15 protein-coding genes are annotated in these 18,422 nt (G+C 49.2%); 4 read left to right on the forward strand and 11 right to left on the reverse strand.

Features of this window, described 5'->3' with window-relative positions:
• The first annotated feature begins 10 nt into the window (after nt 1-10).
• Nucleotides 11-1,090 carry a heparin lyase I family protein gene (locus tag FBF61_RS02650; RefSeq protein ID WP_138475613.1) on the forward strand — a complete coding sequence of 360 codons (1,080 nt, stop codon included), beginning with the start codon at nt 11-13 and terminating at the stop codon, nt 1,088-1,090.
• Here the strand turns inward: FBF61_RS02650 and FBF61_RS02655 are convergent.
• The 5 genes from FBF61_RS02655 to FBF61_RS02675 form a co-directional block, all read right to left on the reverse strand.
• On the reverse strand, nt 1,087-1,611 hold the full coding sequence (locus FBF61_RS02655) for a hypothetical protein (protein ID WP_138475614.1): 525 nt from the start codon (nt 1,609-1,611) through the stop codon (nt 1,087-1,089). The two genes, FBF61_RS02650 and FBF61_RS02655, sit on opposite strands and share 4 nt — an antisense overlap.
• 61 nt (nt 1,612-1,672) lie before the next feature.
• Entirely contained in the window at nt 1,673-2,233 is a 561-nt protein-coding gene (locus FBF61_RS02660) for a DUF4136 domain-containing protein (RefSeq protein WP_138475615.1), read from the reverse strand.
• Between the two features lie 109 nt (nt 2,234-2,342).
• Nucleotides 2,343-3,860, reverse strand: coding sequence for a Do family serine endopeptidase (locus tag FBF61_RS02665; protein WP_229214889.1), 1,518 nt, complete (start codon nt 3,858-3,860; stop codon nt 2,343-2,345).
• 159 nt (nt 3,861-4,019) lie between these two features.
• On the reverse strand, nt 4,020-5,273 hold the full coding sequence (locus tag FBF61_RS02670; RefSeq protein WP_138475616.1) for a sensor histidine kinase: 1,254 nt from the start codon (nt 5,271-5,273) through the stop codon (nt 4,020-4,022).
• A complete protein-coding gene (locus FBF61_RS02675; RefSeq protein ID WP_138475617.1) occupies nt 5,270-5,947 on the reverse strand; it encodes a response regulator transcription factor in 678 nt (225 codons plus the stop codon). The genes FBF61_RS02670 and FBF61_RS02675 overlap by 4 nt, the downstream gene beginning before the upstream one ends.
• A gap of 161 nt (nt 5,948-6,108) precedes the next feature.
• On the opposite strand from FBF61_RS02675, the gene FBF61_RS02680 reads away from it, so the two are divergent.
• Nucleotides 6,109-6,795, forward strand: coding sequence for a hypothetical protein (locus FBF61_RS02680; protein ID WP_138475618.1), 687 nt, complete (start codon nt 6,109-6,111; stop codon nt 6,793-6,795).
• 235 nt (nt 6,796-7,030) lie between these two features.
• Nucleotides 7,031-7,318 (forward strand): hypothetical protein, encoded by a 288-nt coding sequence (locus FBF61_RS02685; protein WP_138475619.1) that lies wholly within the window; start codon nt 7,031-7,033, stop codon nt 7,316-7,318.
• A gap of 17 nt (nt 7,319-7,335) precedes the next feature.
• Here FBF61_RS02685 and FBF61_RS02690 read toward each other — a convergent pair whose 3' ends face one another.
• From FBF61_RS02690 to FBF61_RS02700, 3 genes are read right to left on the reverse strand one after another with little or no spacing between them, the layout of a single operon-like run.
• Nucleotides 7,336-9,468: a pyrroloquinoline quinone-dependent dehydrogenase gene (locus FBF61_RS02690; protein WP_138475620.1), complete on the reverse strand. Its 2,133-nt coding sequence runs from the start codon at nt 9,466-9,468 to the stop codon at nt 7,336-7,338.
• A 36-nt stretch (nt 9,469-9,504) separates the two neighbouring features.
• Complete coding sequence (locus FBF61_RS02695) at nt 9,505-10,974, reverse strand: RagB/SusD family nutrient uptake outer membrane protein (protein ID WP_138475621.1); 1,470 nt, start codon at nt 10,972-10,974, stop codon at nt 9,505-9,507.
• A gap of 22 nt (nt 10,975-10,996) precedes the next feature.
• A complete protein-coding gene (locus FBF61_RS02700) occupies nt 10,997-14,023 on the reverse strand; it encodes a SusC/RagA family TonB-linked outer membrane protein (protein ID WP_166444403.1) in 3,027 nt (1,008 codons plus the stop codon).
• Nucleotides 14,024-14,259: 236 nt separating this feature from the next.
• Between FBF61_RS02700 and FBF61_RS02705 the strand changes: the two genes are divergently transcribed.
• Entirely contained in the window at nt 14,260-15,135 is an 876-nt protein-coding gene (locus FBF61_RS02705; protein ID WP_138475623.1) for an AraC family transcriptional regulator, read from the forward strand.
• Here the strand turns inward: FBF61_RS02705 and FBF61_RS02710 are convergent.
• Genes FBF61_RS02710 through FBF61_RS02720 form a run of 3 tightly spaced genes read right to left on the reverse strand, consistent with a single transcriptional unit; the run spans nt 15,132 to nt 18,238 of the window.
• Nucleotides 15,132-16,307: an MFS transporter gene (locus FBF61_RS02710; protein WP_138475624.1), complete on the reverse strand. Its 1,176-nt coding sequence runs from the start codon at nt 16,305-16,307 to the stop codon at nt 15,132-15,134. The genes FBF61_RS02705 and FBF61_RS02710 overlap by 4 nt on opposite strands.
• A complete protein-coding gene (locus FBF61_RS02715; protein ID WP_138475625.1) occupies nt 16,304-17,038 on the reverse strand; it encodes a 6-phosphogluconolactonase in 735 nt (244 codons plus the stop codon). Before FBF61_RS02715 ends, FBF61_RS02710 begins: the two co-directional genes overlap by 4 nt.
• 24 nt (nt 17,039-17,062) lie before the next feature.
• Nucleotides 17,063-18,238, reverse strand: coding sequence for a Gfo/Idh/MocA family protein (locus tag FBF61_RS02720; RefSeq protein ID WP_205748213.1), 1,176 nt, complete (start codon nt 18,236-18,238; stop codon nt 17,063-17,065).
• Between the last annotated feature and the right edge of the window lie 184 nt (nt 18,239-18,422).

Here is an 18,422-nt window from a genome sequence, read left to right on the forward strand (position 1 = left end):
ACTCAACATCATGAAACCATTCCTATTTTTTTTCCTTTCTGTTCTTTTTGCAGGTCAGGCTGCAAGCCAGACCAACAAGCGGACCGTTACCTGGACAGGCGCTGTGGATAACAACTGGAACAATGCAAAAAACTGGTCGCCCGACGAAGTGCCAAACCCATGCAACCAGGTTATTATCCCGGTAGTGCCCTCCAAAAGATATCCCGTACTTCAATCGAATATTTTCGTGGACAACCTAACTCTCCAGGGAGGAAATTTAAGCACGAACCAGTTCAATATCAATTACATCAAAGGCAACAAGGGTATACAGGGCATTTACTATGAAGCCGTCGCCAGCAAAACCAGGATTATCAATGACATCAGTTACACCGTGCAGACTCCCGGCAAGGAGTATTCAATTAGCCGGTCAATCAGCACCTGTGCGCCTGTTTACCGGTTCGAGATCCATCCTGAGGACCACTGGCCGTCCGACCTGCCTGACCCCAAAAAGCCGGGAGATAAAGGGAACGAGCAGAACGGGCAAACCAAGGAACGTGTTGAACTGTCTCAGGCGAACCAAAAAATCTCTTTCGACCAGGACACCACCATCTGGATTTCCTACTCCATTTTTATTGAGCCGGGCAAAGACATAGTTTATCGTAACGTAGCATATTATTGTGACCTCGGCCAATGGCATCATTCCGGTTCCTCGGGCGGACCACCATGGAATTTCAGCCTTCGCGGGCAGGATTTAATGACACTGGAAACCAGAGGCCACGCCAATGTCTACAGCAATGGAACATTGGTACCTGAAGAAAGGAAAACCGTCGTTGTAACGAGGGGCAAGTGGCACAATTTTGTAATCAGGACCCGCCACAGCAAAGGCAAAACGGGCCTGATCGAATGGTGGCTGGACGGCGAACTCCAGTGCAGTGTCAGCGGGATCGGTATCGGTTACAACGAAAAATCGATAGGATACTGGAAATTCGGCATATACCGTACCGCAGCCAGCAAAGGCGACCGTACCGATCTGGCGGTCCGCTATGCGAACATGGAAGTATCGGGAAATTCGCTCTTTTCAAGAGTGAAATCGCCGCTGCCTGTGGATTAAGTTAGGCGTGGTCTGAATGCATTTTGTGCCTCTGGATTCAGCAGCATGATCATATCCTGGAATGATTGGCGCGCTTCGACATTGAGGTTGTCTACTGCTGCCAGATCATTGTGATGGTGCCTGTACAATTTCCATGCAGCATCTTTCAGCTCCGGCGAGTTGTCGGGCAGCATCGCTGCCAGCTCAGATTTTGAAGCTTTTGGTTGCATCGCCGCCAGCCTGTGCATCAGGTCGGGATACGGGCTGAGCTCATAAAACCAATTCTGTTTCTTTTGAGGATAATCCCGGATAACCTGCTGAAATCCGCTGCTGGCACGTTCGCGGATGCCGGCCAGTTTTTCAAGAATATCGGGATATCGGGTAGCGAGCAGGATGTCGTTACGGATATCCTCGCTGAACGGCGCAATCACACGCATCAGGCTCCGGTCAGTCACCATATTGTGCCGTGCATTGTTAACGATCTGATTGTCCTGTGCCTTGCCGGTAAACGATGCACCGGCAAAGAGGACAACGACAAACAATTGAAGCGGTTTTATGGTCTTTTTTATTAATATTTTAATTACTCAAACCTCAGTCACCCGGTTACCCTACATGTACCGGGAAGTTTTTCATCAGTTTTTTCACGCCCTTACTGATCTGTTTATCCAGACGATTGGGGTTACTTACATCTCCCGAAATCGCCTTTTGCCAGATGATATCACCGGTTTTGGTATCCACCACATCCAGGATCAGAGTTCCATCTGTATTGGTGCTGGAATAAGGATATCCTCCAAAACCATAACCTCCATAATAAGGCATTCCCCAGCCAAACCGGCCCCAGCCCATCATCATCGGATATCCCCCGCCTCCGTAGTAGTTCCTGCGCACACGCTGGGTATATGTATGAAACTGGAGCAGCAGGTCGGGGTTTTGTGTTTCTCGTATTAAACCCCTGTCTGCCAATGCCTGATCAAAAGCATTTTGTACCCGGTGACGGGAAAAGGAGCTGCTGTACATCGGATTCTGGTTTGTTTTCATATCCGGTACAATCCAGTTGTAGGTAAGCGCTTTACCGGTTTTTTCAATCGGCTGCCGGGTACTTTGTGCAAAAGCTGTCAACCCTATCAAAGTCAGCATTCCCAACAAAATCACATTCTTTTTCATTGTTCCTGATGCTTAATTATTATTTAAAATCACTCTTTTACTTTCCTTTTTTTGGGTTAGGGCAAGGGGGGAGATCCCCCTTGATACCTAATCGCTCCTCGGTCAAACATCACAATCCAATTGCGTAATACTGGGTTTCTTCATTACCCGGATACATTCCCTCGATCATCACACCACCCTTTTTGCTTTGCAATATTTTGACGGCGTCTTTCACACTGCTTACGGGCGTTTTATCAATTTTGGTGATCACAAAACCTTCTTCCATGTCTGTACCCTGGCGAATTTTACCGGCGCTGATCTGGCTTACCTGCACACCGGTAGGGATGTCATACTCTTTTTTCTGCTGACTCGTCAGGTCTTTCAGCTCAATGCCGAGCTGTTCCATCACCGCCGAAGACGATTGCTCGGCCATAGCAGTTTCAGAAATCCCTTTCAGTGTTACTGTCAGTACTTTCTCAGCACCGTCGCGGTCAACGTTCACAGTTACTTTGTCGGAAGGTTTGTGCTGGGCAATGGCTTCCTGCAACTGAGGGACACCGGCGATTTCATGTCCGTCTATCTTCGTGATCACATCTCCGATTTTAATCCCTGCTTCTTTGGCCGCGCTCTGGTCTGCAAAATTTTCAACCCGTACGCCTTTATCGACTTTCAGGTCAAAGGATTTCACTTTTTCCGCATCCACCTCGCTGATCCCAACACCCAGATATCCTCTCTGCACGGAGCCGAATTTCGATATGTCCTCCACCACCTTATGTGCGATGCTGGATGGTACCGCAAACGAATACCCCGCAAATGAGCCGGTCTGACTGGCAATGGCTGTATTAATGCCGATGAGATTACCGTTCAGGTCGACGAGCGCACCGCCGGAATTGCCAGGGTTAACGGCCGCGTCTGTCTGGATAAAAGATTCGATAGGCGCCTTGGCATTCTCACCCAGAATATTGATACTCCGGCCTTTTGCACTCACGATCCCGGCAGTCACGGTTGAAGTAAGGTTATAAGGATTACCAACCGCCAGCACCCACTGGCCCACCTGCACATTTTCCGAATTGCCAAACGACAAGGCGGGTAGATCTTTTGCATCAATTTTGATCAGCGCAATGTCCGTATTGGGATCACTGCCAACCACTTTGGCCTTGTAGGTATGCTTGTCGGCTAAGGTAACCTCCAGCGATTCAGCACCCTGGATCACGTGGTTGTTGGTCACTATATAACCGTCGGGATTAATGATTACACCCGAGCCGGAAGCTTGTGGTTTTTCAGGTTTTCCCTGCGGTGACTGCCGTTCGTCAAACGGGCTGCGTCCGCCAAAAAAGTCTTTGAAAGCATCCGGGATCTCCATATTGCTCACGGTGCGTTCGGGTTTGAGGGTCGCTTTAATGTGCACCACGGCGGCAGTTGCTTTCTTGGAAGCAAATGAAAAATCGGCCGGGATCATGGCCACATTACCGGCTGCATTTTTTTCTTCCAGTCTGGCTGCCTTTACAAAAGGAGTCGCATTGTCAACCCAGGCCGAAAGCGTATCGGACTTGCCGAAATGTTCGTAGGTTGCATAGGAAGTTCCGCCCAAAAGTGCCGATACAACGGCGATTGAAGCTATTTGTCTGAATTTTCGATTTTGATACATGGTACTGGATTGGTTAAGTATGCTCAAATTTCGAAACCGATCCTGTTGCAATTTTGTCGACATTCTGAAGACATTCTGTAGTTTCAGTTTTTTTAAAAAAACATAAAAAAAAGAGCGTTAAAACGCCCCTTTTACATATGACCGTCTATGAAGTTAATATCACCAGCTCACGGTCAGCACATGCAGGTTTTCTTCCGTTTCGTAAGTGAGCGTTTGGCCGTTCACCTGGCATATCGTCTTGGCAAGTGCCAGTCCGAGGCCCAGTGAAGCCGAATTCGTACTTTCTTTTCTGAACCTTTCAAACATCAGTTCCGGGTTGATCTGGGTGACGTTGCCTGTGTTCCGGACTACAAGCTTGCCAGGCACCAGCGAAATAAAAATACTCCCATCCTCCACATTGTACCGGATCGCATTGGTCAGCAGGTTGTTCACCAGCACTTCCGCCAGGGCCGGGTGCATCACAGGCCCGGTCGGTTCGAGGTCGGTTTTAATGGATATTTTTCTTTGTTCGATCAGATCTTCCAGATCCCTCAGCTTACGCCCGATAATCGGCTGAAGGTTAACCGGCTCGTTCCCGGCGAGAAACTGCCGGTTTTCAATTTTTGTCAGCAATAATAAAGCCTGGTTCAGCCTGGCGAGCCGATTGGCAGCCTCGCTTACTTCCGACAATGCCAGCAACTGGTTTTCTTTCAGCGTCTCATCCTGAAAAAGACCCTCAATTTTGGACAGGATCACAGCCAGGGGCGTCTGGATCTCGTGTGACGCATTTTCTGTAAATTCTTTCAGGTTTTGGTAGGTGCCCGCAAGCCTTTCCGTAAACCGTGTCAGCGAGAGGTTGAGCTGTTCGAATTCAAGGGTTTTGGTTCTGGAGAATTCCAGCACTTCATGTTTCTCAAGCTGATAGTTGTCGAGTGCGCGCAATGTTTTGTAAAAAGGCCGCCAGAGCCGCTCGGAGAGCCAGCTGTTCAGCAGCAGGAGCGACACCAGTAACAATGCTACGATAAAGGTGACGGTCATTACCACGGCCTTCATCAGCTGCTGCCGCTGCGCAAGTAACTGACTGATCGTCACCCGGTACCACTGTCCCTCCACCCTTTCATAAAATACAAGTTCCCGGTAAGGCTGCCGCTCGTTTTCGGACGTGTTCAGCAGATTTCTTTCGCGCAGCAACATCCTGCCGGGATAGGGTACTGCCTGCAATTGAAGGCTGTCGCCCAGTTGGAGGATATACACAGGCAGCGTATCGATATGCCTGAGCTGCCAGCTGACTTTCGCCTTGCTCCGCAGCAGTTCCTTGTTCACCTCCTCATCGATCAGGTAACGGACAGAGAGAAAAAAAAGCCCTGCCCCCAGCGTAAGCACGCAAAGAGAGGTGATAATCTGGTACTGGAGAATGCGCCCGAGCAGCTTCATTGTTCACTGAATTTATACCCAACTCCGTAAAGCGATCTGAGGTAATCGGGACAGCCTTTGTCCATGAGTTTTTTTCGCAGGTTTTTGATGTGCGTATAAATGAAATCGAAATTATCCATCAGGTCAGCATCGTCGCCCCAGAGATGTTCGGCTATCGACTCTTTGGTAAGCACCCGGTTTTTATTGGCGATCAAATACATCAGCAGGTCGTACTCTTTGCGGGTCAATATAATTTCCTGATTTTCAACAGAAACCGAATGTTCCTGCGGGTCGATGGTGATTTTACCGAAACGGACCTGCTGGTTTCCCTGAAAATTCCTTCGGCGGATCACAGCCTGCACCCTGGCATTCAGTTCCGAAAGATGGAAAGGTTTGGTGAGGTAATCGTCCGAGCCCAGGTTCAGGCCGGCGATCCGGTCATCCAGCGAATTTTTAGCCGAAATGATAATGATGCCCGTTTCCGGATATTTTCTTTTGAGTTCCCTGACAGCGTCCAGCCCGTCGCCGTCGGGCAGCATCAGGTCCACCAGCACACAGTCGTAGCGATAGATATTGATCTTTTCGATGGCATTCTCATAGTCCGGCGCCCACTCGCAGATGAAATTCTCGCGTTGAAAATAACTCTGGATGCTGGTCGCAAGTGCTTTTTCGTCTTCTATGAGTAAGAGCTTCATATCTTATTTTTGAACAAATGGAACTGTTAAAACTGGTGAAAATCTGAAGTTGTCTGTAACTATTGTCAAATGTTATACAAAAAAAATTATAAATGCGCCCAGCGGTTACAACCATTTGCAGGGCTAAAACGTCGTTAAAATAGAATAAACCATCGTTAAAAATGAAAAACCTTTTTGCTTTAAGCTTTACAACATTATTCCTTGCCGTAACCGGGTGCCAGATGGACCAGTCGCCTGATCCGGAAATCATCATCGAGCCGCCCATTTCCACTTTGATAGCACATGACACGATCACGACAGGTAACTATCTGGGGATGAGCATTGGAGACGAAGCAGAAAGTATCTACTCCGTTCTACAGTTTCTGCAGCAGACCAGCGGCGTTACCGCCATCAACATTGTCAGCAATATTTCATCGGATATTACAAAGCTCCGCGACCGCATTGCTCTTTACGACTATATTTTGCTGGATCAGAATACGGGTACCGACACGGGCGTCCAGATCACGCTTGAAAAAAACAAGGTCAAGGCCATTTACCTCAATAGCGGCAAAAAACTTTCTCAATGGCCTGAAAAAGGAAAACCCGAAGCTTCCGTACGAATGGGCGACGAGGCAGGCGCTCTCTATGGCAAGCTCTTCAATATCAGCAAGGACAAATCACATTCCAATAAATTTCAGCGTATTTCCCTGCTGACCAAAAACCTTAACTCACCCTTTGATCCCGAAATGGCCCGTTCGCCTCAGTGGTATTTCGCCCACAAAACAGGCCCGGGTTTATGGGAGGTGGTCATGGCGCATTTCAAAGAAGGCAAGCTGAACGCTGTTGAGGTGCAACGCTACAGGGATTAGAAACCCTTGCCTGCGCAATAGCTTCCCGGGTTGGTCGTCAGGATCTCCGGGAAGCTTTTTTATTCAACAACCATTCAAAATATCATGTATTTTCGGATAAGGGTCATTTCACAAAAACAACGGCTTTCTCTCTTATGCACAACTAATTAGAAATTCATTAGAATCTCAGAACGGATTTTAAATAGATCAAAGGACTTCTTATTTTAGTTTTCCGCAAACCAATCCCGACCTGACAATGACCCTGGAAAGAATAAAAGATGAGATGATACTGAGAACTGAGCAAAAAATCGATGAGATCAAGACCCGCCAGTTTGATATTCCTAAAAGCACTTACAAGTTTTCCAGATTGTACAGATCCCTGGCGGCCGAGATCCACGGTTATGCGTTAAAGCAGGTTGGCGAAATGATCGACCGGAACCATCTCCGGGTGGATACAAAAACGGTCATTGCTTTTATAGAAAAAGATCTTAACCGGCTGGTGGGACAAGTACCCCGCATCCTGGCTTCCAAAACCGGCGGCTGAAACAGCGAACCACTGCATTATTGAAGCATATAGGTCACATAGCCTCCCCTATACTTTTTGGCCGGTTCAGGGCTCACGCCAACCGTAATGTATTGCCGACCCCTGATGGCATAGGTGGAAGGTATCGAAAACCCGTTCCCGGGCAATGCCTTCTTCCAGAGTACCTCTCCCGTTTTCTGGTCAAAAGCCCTGATCTTACCGTCCACGGTAGCGGCTATAAATATGAGTCCGCCGGCAGTGGCGATACCTCCGCCCCGGTTGAAAGACCCCGAATTTTTGATACCCATTCCCGCAAGCTTTTCATCCTCGCCAAGCGGTACCTGCCAGAGAATTTCACCTTTGTTGAGATCGATCGCATTTAACGTCCCGTAAGGAGGTTTAATGGCAAAATGATCGTCCGGCCCTTTGTAAAAATCATATCCTGAAAATCCGTAAGGCTCCTTATGTGCCACATCTTTGGGAGCAGAAACGATATTTTCGCCTTTCAGAAACGAAACGATGGCGTCAAGCTGAGGTTGTGGCAAATGCTGGAAGGAAGGCATGGGTTCGGCGCCTTTTTTGATAAACAGGTCGAGTTTTTCCGCGGATAGTTTTCTGGCCCGCCCGGATATGTCCGGCCCGTAAGCAGTACCTTTTTTATCCGGCCCGTGGCAGTTGCCGCAGTACATTCTGAACAGCTGCTCGCCGCTCAGATGGTTATCCGCTTCGAGACCTTTGATTTCCGTAAGTTTCAAAAACCAGGGCAAATCGATTGAATTGACGAACATAACGCCGGTTTGCGGGTTTAACGACGCCCCGCCCCAGTTGGAGCCGCCATGTGCGGTAGGCAATATGACCGAGCCTTTCAGGTTTGGCGGTTCGTAGATACCGGTCTGGTAGCCATTAGTCTTAATCTGGTCTTTAAAGAATTTGTTCAGTTCCGGGGTTACGTCGGTAATATATTCTTCCTTAAAACCCTGTCTTGCAAACGGCCCCGGCTTCGTAGGAAAAGGCTGGGTCGGCCAGGGTTTTTCGCCCGGCATGTCGCTATTTGTCGGTACAGGTACTTCTTCAATCGGGAACAAGGGTTCGCCGGTTTCGCGGTTAAACAAAAATACGTAACCCAGCTTTGTAGCAAGGGCCACCGCATCAATGGATTTGCCGTCGTGATTGACAGTGAGGAGATTAGGAGGCGAACCATTATCCCGGTCCCACAGGTCGTGGTGGGTAGTCTGAAAATGCCAGATCCGCTTTCCTGTTTTTGCATTCAATGCGAGCAGGCAATTCGCAAACAGATTCTGGCCTTCGCGGTCGGCGCCGTAAAAATCAAATGACGGTGAAGCAGTAGGAACATAAACGATCCCCCGGTCCTCGTCCAGCGCCATACCACCCCAGCAGTTGGCACCGCCGTTCTTTTTTCTTGCCCCGGCCGGCCAGGTATCCGCGCCGAATTCGCCCTTTTCAGGGATGACCCGAAATACCCATTCCAGTTTGCCGGTATTGACGTTGAACGCCCGGATATCGCCGGAAGTGGAGGGCAGTTCGTCGGGAACCTTGCATCCTACTATAAAAAGATCCTCATAAACAACGCCCGGTGCGTTCATTGTAACATGAACCGCTTTACGCATAGACGCATCTACGGAAAGGCCCGTATAAAAATCAACCTTCCCTTTTTCGCCAAATGCTGTATTCAACTTTCCGTTTTCCGCCTGAATGGAATAGAGCGTGGATCCGTATACAAACAGCAGATAACCCTTGTTTTGGGCAGCATCATGATGGTAAGTCACCCCGCGCGTCCACGTACTGACGTCGGTACTGTCAGGTTTGAATTCCCAGATTTTTTTTCCGGTCTCGGCATTCAGTGCCACCAGTTTTTCGGAAGGCATAAATGCATACATACTGCCATTGACGATCAATGGATTAAAAAGGACCGACGAGCCGTTATCCTGCTCTTCTTCATGTTCCCACGCCACCTGAAGATCCGATACATTTTTTGTATTGATCAGATCCAGGGGCGAATATTTGTTATTGGACGCATCATGGCCAAAGGCTGGCCACTCCTCCGGATTTGCCGCGGAAGGCTGTTCCAGATAAAAAAAACCGGCCAGAGTCAGGGATGCGGTCAGGACAGCACATGCGATAATAACATCCGTCTTTTTCAGAAAAAACATATTTACGTTTTAATAATCTCATATCACTACGCTTTCCTAATAGCCCGTATTCTGTTTCAGAAGCGGGTTCAGTGCGATCTGGTTCATGGGTATAGGATACAGTTCGCGGTATTTTGGAGAAACAGGTTTGAAAGTCCAGGCTGCGGTAAATTTATCAAACCGGATCAAATCCTGGCGCCGGTGCAATTCCCAGGCCAGTTCGCGCCCGCGTTCGGCCAGGATGGTTGCGTCAGTTAAGGTAGTAAAATTATCGACGCCCCGCTTGCTGCGTATTGCGTTGACGTCCGCCAGGGCCAGAGCCGCGCTACCCAGCCTGAAATGGGCTTCGCCGCGCATCAGGTACACATCCGAAATCCGGAAAATCACAAAATCATTGCTCATGTCGAAATTAGCGCCTTTTTCAACTTCATACTTCACCGACCTGTACCCTGCGAGCCTGCCAACAGGGCCTGCATCCATTTTGAATGCGGGAACTTCCTTTGTTAAAATCGCCGGTATGCCGTCGTCTTTCAGCGCTTCACCGCTTGAACTGTAAATCTGTCCGGTAAGCCACATTTCCCGTCTTACATCCGTCGGACTGAAAGTATCGTAAAACTCGGCAGATGTGCAATACCCGTTCCACGGTGCCGAACCCAGGTCGTAGGTAAACTGATGCAGGTAATGCATCCCGGCCATTTGTGCAAAAAAACCGGTCCGTTTCGACTTGTCATACGGTGTCGACAAGATGATCTCAGGTGAATTTTCATTGTTGACGCTGAAAGTGGACAGGAAATCCGACGAAACCTGAAACTTGTCGGAGTCGATGATCGCGTTACATTGCTCGATTGCTTTCTGCCACTGGGCCTCACCGGTGTAGACTTTTGCATTGAGATACAGCTTGGCCAGTATCATGTGCGCCACGTACCTGGACATTCTCCCATATTTTGCCCGGACATCTGTGGATAGCGCCGGAAGGGATTCCAGCAGTTCTTTTTCCACAAAATCGTATACTTCCTTTCTGGTGCGCTGCCCGGAATTCTCCGAACCTATTGAGCTTGCAATGATCACGTTCCCGAAATTATCCATCGCCAGGTAATGATAAAATGCCCTCAAAGTGCGCAGCTCAGCCTGTGTTTCGGCAGCCGCGAAGCCCGGGTTGGTTATTTTTTCATTGATCTTGGCAATGTTGGAATAAATCCAGCTCCAGAGTCCGTCGAACCCGTAAAAATTGGTAGGCCAGGTATGTTCTTCCATAAACCGCCATTCCGGCTCGCCCCAGTCGCCGCCCCGCGTCGGCGCCAGCTGCTCATCGGTGACGCAGTTCAGCAGCTCGAAGCGGTTCCAGTAATCGCCCAACCCGCCGTATAATGGCCCGATCAGGGTATTGAGCTGTCCTTGCGATACCCCGAACTTGTCGCGCTCCACCTGGTCTTTTACAGTTTCATCCAGATTGGTACAGCTCAGGGTAAAAATGGTCACAGTCCAGAAAGAAAGTGATCTGATGCTGAATTTTTGTATTGAAGTCATTGGATTGATTTGCTAAAATGTCTTAGAATGTCAGATTGATACCGAACTGGAATGACCGGGTTTTGGGATAAATATAACCCGAGTCCACGCCGATGCTGCTCGGCAGCTGCTGGTTGGCCTGGATGTTTCCGTTCACAGCCAGCTCGGGGTCGATTCCGGTATATTTGGTGAGGACAAAAAGATTGTTGCCGCTCACATAGACCCGTGCGTTCTGAAGAATTCCTTTCGCAGGAATATTGTACCCGATCTGCCAGTTGTCGAGCCTAACGAACGCACCGTTTTCCAGCCAAAGATCCGAAAGGGCCGGCGTGCTGTAATTGGTCGGGAATGTGGAGATATCCCGGATCATGTTATTTTCGAGCACGCTGCCGGACAGGGTCAGGTTGGAGCGGAGGTTGTTGAGGATCTTGTTACCGAAAACACTCCTGAGCTGAAACGACAGGTCAAAATTCCGGTATGTAAAGTTGTTGATCCAGGAAATAGTTGTTTTCGGGATACCTATGCCCGACTCGAATTTCTTGGCTTTGGCATAATCCGGCGTTGCACTCCCGTCTTCCGCCTGGAAAGTAATGTTCCCATTGTCATCAAAACCTGAAAACTTCGGCATGTAAAACTCTCCCAGCGGATGCCCTTCCCGCAATTCGGAGGCAGTGATCAGCCCGAGGCCGCGGCCGTCGAAGTTGTTATAAAGGATCTGGCCGGAATCGAAATTGTTATCGCTGAGCACCATTATTTTGTTCCTGTAAACCGACCCGACTACATTGGACCGCCAGCTGAACTTGTCACGCTGCAGCAAGGTACCGCCCAGTGAAAGTTCAATTCCCTTGTTGGACATCTGCCCGATGTTTTTCAGGATGTTGCCTACAAAAATGTCTACGCCGTTCTGCGCAACTGAATAATTGTAAAGCATATCGTTGGTACGTTTGTCATAAACTTCCAGCGTACCCGACAATTTCCCCTGGAATAATTCAAAATCAAGTCCAAGATTGACCTGCGAAAGCACTTCCCATTTCAAGTCGGGGTTGCTGTTCTGGATCACGTCCACGCCGGGCAGGTAATCCCTCAGAATAGGGTCATAATAATTGTTCAGCGACGGTCCGTACAAAAGCAGGGAATTGTAGGGAGCGATGCCTTCCGAATTACCGGTACGCCCCCACCCTGCTCTCAGTTTTAGGTAGTTCAGCGTTTTATTTCCTGAAAGAAACGACTCGTTCGAAAGCGTCCACCCGCCTGCCACCGACGGGAACATTCCCCATTTGTTGTTCGCCCCGAATTTCGAGCTGCCGTCGCGACGGAGTGTGGCGGTGACGTTGAATTTATCGAGGAGGTTAATGGTCGTCCGCCCGAAAAAGGAAATGAGCTTGTAGGAATTGGCAAAAGAAGTGGCATAATTGTTCTGTCCGCGGATCAGCGTTCCCTGGTACCGCCCCAGATTATTATAGCCGTAAAGTCCGTACAGGTCAATGTCTTCCAGGGACGGGTCGCCGATGTTGTTGCGCGCGCCAAAGCCGTCGTTCGCCACCTCCTGGTAAGAATAACCGCCCAGAATATTAAAACTACTATTGCTGCCGAAGTTCTTGTTATACTTGGCGGTAAGTTCCAGAAGCTTGTCGTTTTGCTGGTCAATTTTCCGGGAAGCCTCGCCCAGCGTGCCTTTGTAGGCTTTTACGGCCATGTTGTAGGCTGCACTTTCAACTGTATTTTCATACCGGTAAGCCCCGTTTGCACCCACACTGAAATGGTCCGTAAGATTGTAATTCAGGTTCATGGAGCCTATTACCACATTGTTTTTGCTCTGGTTCTGATAATTTTCCTGCATCGCAACAGGATTATACAGGTCAAAGCTCCCGTCCACCTCATAATAGCTGCCATCCGGATTCCGCACGGGCAGTGTAGGTAGGAAGAGCACCGCCCGGTTGATCACCCCGTTGTTCATCAGATCCGACTCGGTTTTGGAAACAGTAAGGTTATACTGGATGTTTAATTTATTGTTCAGCGCCTTCTGGTCCACATTCACCCGCCCGGTAACCCTTTTGAAGCCGGTATTTTTGATGATACCCTGCCTGTCCATATAGTTCAGCGAACTCCTGTAAGAAAAGTTGTCGCTGCCTCCCGAAAGCGCCACTTCATGGTTATTGGTAAAACCGGCCCTTGAAATTTCCTTGATCCAGTCCGTACTGTATCCCTGGCCGTCCGGGCCCTTGGGGAATTTGAGATTATCATCCAGCGAAGCCGGCCCTTTGATCCTTATTACCTGCTCCCGGTATTCGTCCCCATTCATGAGATCGAGGCGTTTGGAGATCGTTTCCAGGCCCACATAGTTGTTGAATGTCAGTGTGGCCTTGCCTGCTTTCCCTCTTTTGGTGGTGATGATGATCACGCCATTGGCGGCGCGGGAACCATAAATGGCCGAGGCACTGGCGTCTTTGAGAATATCAATCCGTTCGATGTCGGAGGGTGATATGCTGTTGATCGGAATGCCGATTACGCCGTCTACCACATAAAGAGGCTCGCTCCCGCCTGCCAGAGAGGTATAGCCCCGCAGACGGACGGTCGGCGACTGGTTGGGGTCGCCGGATGGCTGGGTAATGTTCAGACCGGCCACTTTTCCCTGGATCGCCTGCAACGGATTGGGGTTGATTCCTGCGTTAAAATCCCTGGAAGAAACCTGCGAGACAGCCCCGGTAAGGTCTTTTTTCTGTATCGTTCCGTAGCCGATCACGACCACCTCCGACAACGCTTTTACATCGCTGTCCAGAGAAACTGTGAGCTTTGTCTGGTTGCCGGCAGGGACTTCTTTGTTGACATAACCGACATAAGAAAACACCAGAACGGCTGCGTCGTCCGTTTCGATTGAAAAATTACCATTGACGTCGGTGGACGTACCGTTGGTAGTGCCCTTTTTAATCACATTGACGCCGGGCAGCGGCTGGTTGTTCTGGGAGTCGAGGACTGTGCCGGTGCGTATTTTTTGCTGGGCAAATGCTGCTGCGGGCAGCAGAAGCATCACAATAAGCAAATGTAATCCGGATCTTTTGAGGTTGTTCATCGGGCTTGGCTGTAATCGGGTATTTAACATTGAGACTGTCAATCGTGCTGATTTTCAGGTTAAAATTCGCGATTACCAAGCGCCAAAATCTTATTATTATTATCCAATTATTTCTTTATTTTATCTTTATATCAGCACTTGGCCATTATTTTTCAGCTTTTGTTTAATATCGGGGCATTTTCCGGAAGCTTGCGGTTACATGCTGCCGGCTGTGAGGACCTTACTTAATTTTACCGATGAAAAATCCCTGGTTTATCAAGCTCCATTTTCCGCAAAGCAAAGCGTTCGATATTGTGAAAGTATCCAGGCCTTACTTTGTCGTTCCCTGGCATTTCCATCCCGAAATCGAGATCATGCTGCTTACGAGCGGCTCGGGAACCCGTTTTGTGGGCGACAGTATCGAAAACTTCAATGCAACGGAACTGGTCATGGTAGGCGCCAACCTGGCCCACGTCTGGAAAAACGGTGCGGAGCATTTTGGCCACAAAGCCAACAACCTGGCAGGCGCGATGTATATCGTGCTTAAAGAAACCGAATTACGGGACTTGCTGATGCACGAGGAAATGGAACCCGTGCGCTCGTTGTTTTTAAGGGCTCAAAGGGGCATCAAATTCGGCGACGAAATCACGAAGAAAATAGGTGAAATGATCCTGGCGGCCTACCAGCAATCCGGTCCGGAACAGCTCGTTTCTTTTTTGACCATACTGAAAGAAATGTCCGAAACCAGCGACTACCGCTACTTATGCTCCCCTAATTACCGGCAGAAAGTGGACGAACACGACTTATCCAAACTGGACAGCGTGCTGGACTATCTGATCATGAATTATAAAAATGAGGTAAGGCTGGAAGACGTGGCCGACATCGCGAACATGTCGCTGACTGCATTTTGCCGGTATTTTAAAGAACGCACATTTAAAACTGTGATCCAGTTCCTGAATGAAATCCGGATCGAACATGCGCAGAAACTGTTGATCGAATCACAGTATAATGTGGACAAGATCAGTCTGGAATGCGGGTTTCATAACATCACGAATTTTTACCAGCAATTTCAGAAAATCACAGGCACGACGCCCCTCAATTTCAGAAAAAAGAATCTCACGAAAATCTATTAAACTATCTGAGAGCGGGAAGCCGGCTTGATAAAAATCGCCATAAAAACGCATACCACAGCCACTATGATGGCATTGATAAAGAAAATGGAAGAGATGCGGAGGTGCATGTCGTAGAGGTAGCCGGTCCAGAAATTTCCCAGAATTGCGCCTATTCCAAAATAACTCGCATACAGGAGCGACTGTCCGGTTGCACGCAGCTCGGGCTTCACGAGTGCGTTGGTATACTCCACGCAAACCACCCAAAACAACGACCACGACAGCCCGTGCAGGGCATCCACGGCCACAGCCCACTCGGGAACGCTGACGACACTGTACAAAAACATCCGCAAGGCCGAGGCCGCCGCACAAAGCAGGAGCGCGGGTTTGATACCCAGCCTTTGGAGGATCGGGACAGAAAAAAAGAAAAAAGGGATTTCGAAGAGCCCCTGCAGAGACAGGCCTACCCCTACCAGCGAAGCAGAAGCACCATTTTCTTTCATATAAATGGAATAAAAATTCCAGATCGTGGTAACGGCGGCGGATATCAGCAATACGGAAAACAGAAAACACACCAGCGTACGGTCATTGAGATACCTGAGACTTTTGACCAGTGAAACCTGCGTTTCCTGTTTCCGGGAAGGCCTTTTGGGAATTAGTAAAGCAATAAAAAAAGCAATGATCAGACTGCCGGATGAAAAAAGGTAAATCACCCTTGTATCAACCTGATCGATAAAATAGCCGGTAACAATACCGGTGATCGCCCAGCCCGCAGCTCCCGCTACCCGGATCGAACCATAGTTAAAATCAGGCGATGTTTCTGCAAGTTCGAGGGTAAGGCTGTCAAGAATGGGCTGTATGCCGTTGTAAAACACCGACATACAGACCGTGATCAGCAAAAGCGCAACAAACGAGCTCCATTGCAGATACAGCAGAAATGAAATACCCGCCAGCATTGTCGATGCCAGCATACATGTCCGGTAACCGATGCGGTCGGCCACAAAACCGTAGACCGGCTGCACCAGGAACATGGTGATCGGGGTAACATTGATGATGAGGGCGATCTCCATACCCGAGAAACCGCGGGCTTTGAGATCATCGGCAAACACAGGCAGCCAGGCGGCCGTACAACACAAAACCAGAAAATAAAGCAGCCTTAACTGGTTCGCCTGGGAAAGCATCCTGTGAAAAATCATTCCCGCGCTGTTAAAAGTGACGCGGCTTTCTGGTCAATGAGTACAAGTCCGTTGGGATGTTCCCGCATGATGGTAGCAGGCACTTCCATGCTGATTTCGCCTTCCAGCGTTGCTTTCATGATGGGCGCTTTCCGTTCGCCGGAAGCCAGGAGCATGGCGGTTTTGGCTTCCCGCAAATGACTGATTCCAAGCGTAATGCCTTTTGTAAGCCGGGTTTCTTCCTTGAAATACTTTTGGCCGACGGTACTGGTGATTTCGTCCAGCTCAATCACATGCGAATATAGATCCGGCGATACGCCCGGTTCGTTAAAACCGATGTGCCCGTTCATGCCAATACCTACAACGATCAGATCAAGGCCGCCGCGTTCGGAGATAAATTCGTCCATAGCGACACATTCGCCGGGAAGATCGGAAGTCATGCCATCAAAAAGTCTGTACTGGCCGGGCAGGAGGTTGAGGGGGTTAATGACATTGGTACGCAGGAACCAGGCGCAGCTGCCATGGTTTTCCGGCGGGACCCCCACCCACTCATCCAGCCCGATCAGTGTGAAATGCTCATAATCAATTTGTTCAGCCATCATCAATGTCGTGAACAAGCTATATGCGGACAGGGGAGTTTCGCCGGACGCAAAACATATCACCGAGTCAGGCTTCGCCTTGATCTGATCACAAATGATCCTGGCTGCCTGGAAGGACAAATCTGTGTGGTCGTCAAATACATTCAACATCATCGGTATCCCTGTTAAGCAAAAGTATCAAAGCAATGGCCATTTAAATGTCGATTTCAGCGCGATCCGTGTACCGGTTTCCTGCGATTTCCGGGCCGCCTCGATAATTTCCAGCACATGCAGCGAGTGCAGGGTAGTAATCACGGGGTCCACACCATTTGCCATGGTTTCGGAAATATAGCTCGCGCCCTGCTGCCATACAAATGAACCGGTATCTGTTGCAAACCGCTTCGTTTTTTCGTTGCCTTCGGTGGCCATATCCACACCTGTCGGAGCCCAGTCGTAACCTATCAGCTGCATATTGCCTGTGGTGCCCCAGATCGAAATCGTAGGTTTGTCCTGTCCGCTCCCTTCGTGACCATAAGGGTCAAAATAATTAAATCCGCTCTGCACGTGTGACAAAGCGCCGCTTGTATGTTCCATCAGCACCATGCTGTTGTCTTCCGCCTCTACTTTGATAGGTGCATTGCGGTTATCGACTTTTCGGGTCGGCGTGATAATGTTCAGCATGGACACGATGGACTTCACAGGCCCCAGCAGCCCCGTCAATGTCGCCATGTTGTAAACGGCCAGATCGGGCATGCTGCCGCCCAGTTTCTCATAAAAGAAAGCCGACCAGGTTGGTCCCTGGTGCCCGTAGTGCGCATGCGCCGCCGCCACTTTGCCGAGCTTTTTTTCCTGTATGGCCTTTGACATAAATGCAAACTGAGGACTCAGGATCACCGCAGGCGCACCCCATATTCTCAGTTGCTTTTTCTGTGCCAGAGCCAGCAGTGCCGTACCCTCCTGGTAGGTATTGGCCATGGGTTTTTCACTCCATACGTTTTTACCCTTTTCCAGGCCTATCTTGTTCAGCCGACCGTGTTCCTGCATGTTGGTCAGGTTCACCAGCAGGTCGAAATCAGCGCCGGCGAGCATTTTTTCAATGGAGGGATAATAGTTGGGAATACCATATTTGGCGGCGGCATCTTTGGCCCTTTGCTCAACAATATCACAGGTACTCACCAAAGTTACAAACGGGGATTTGCTCAGATGCGGCAAATATTGCGTCGATACGCTACCGCAGCCGATAACGCCCACGCGGATTTTTTGCGCAGCTTCCCCTCCGGCTGTTAAGCCCGAAGGCCACATCATTGCAATGGCTCCCATAATCCCGGCCTGGCGGATAAAGTCCTTGCGGGACAGCTCGTTCTGTGTTTCCATATTAAAAACTTTCTCTGGTTCTGACGATCATAAAAATTGATATGGCCAAAAATTGCACTCTTCCGGTTCAGCTACAAGCACCGGGACAAAAAAGATAAAATTCTAAGAAAATACTGTAGATATCGGGAAACTTTGTGGAGAGGTTGCTTTTGATATAACCGCTAAGTTTACATAAAAAACAAAG

This window comes from Dyadobacter bucti (genome assembly GCF_005869225.1).
Taxonomy (GTDB): domain Bacteria; phylum Bacteroidota; class Bacteroidia; order Cytophagales; family Spirosomataceae; genus Dyadobacter; species Dyadobacter bucti.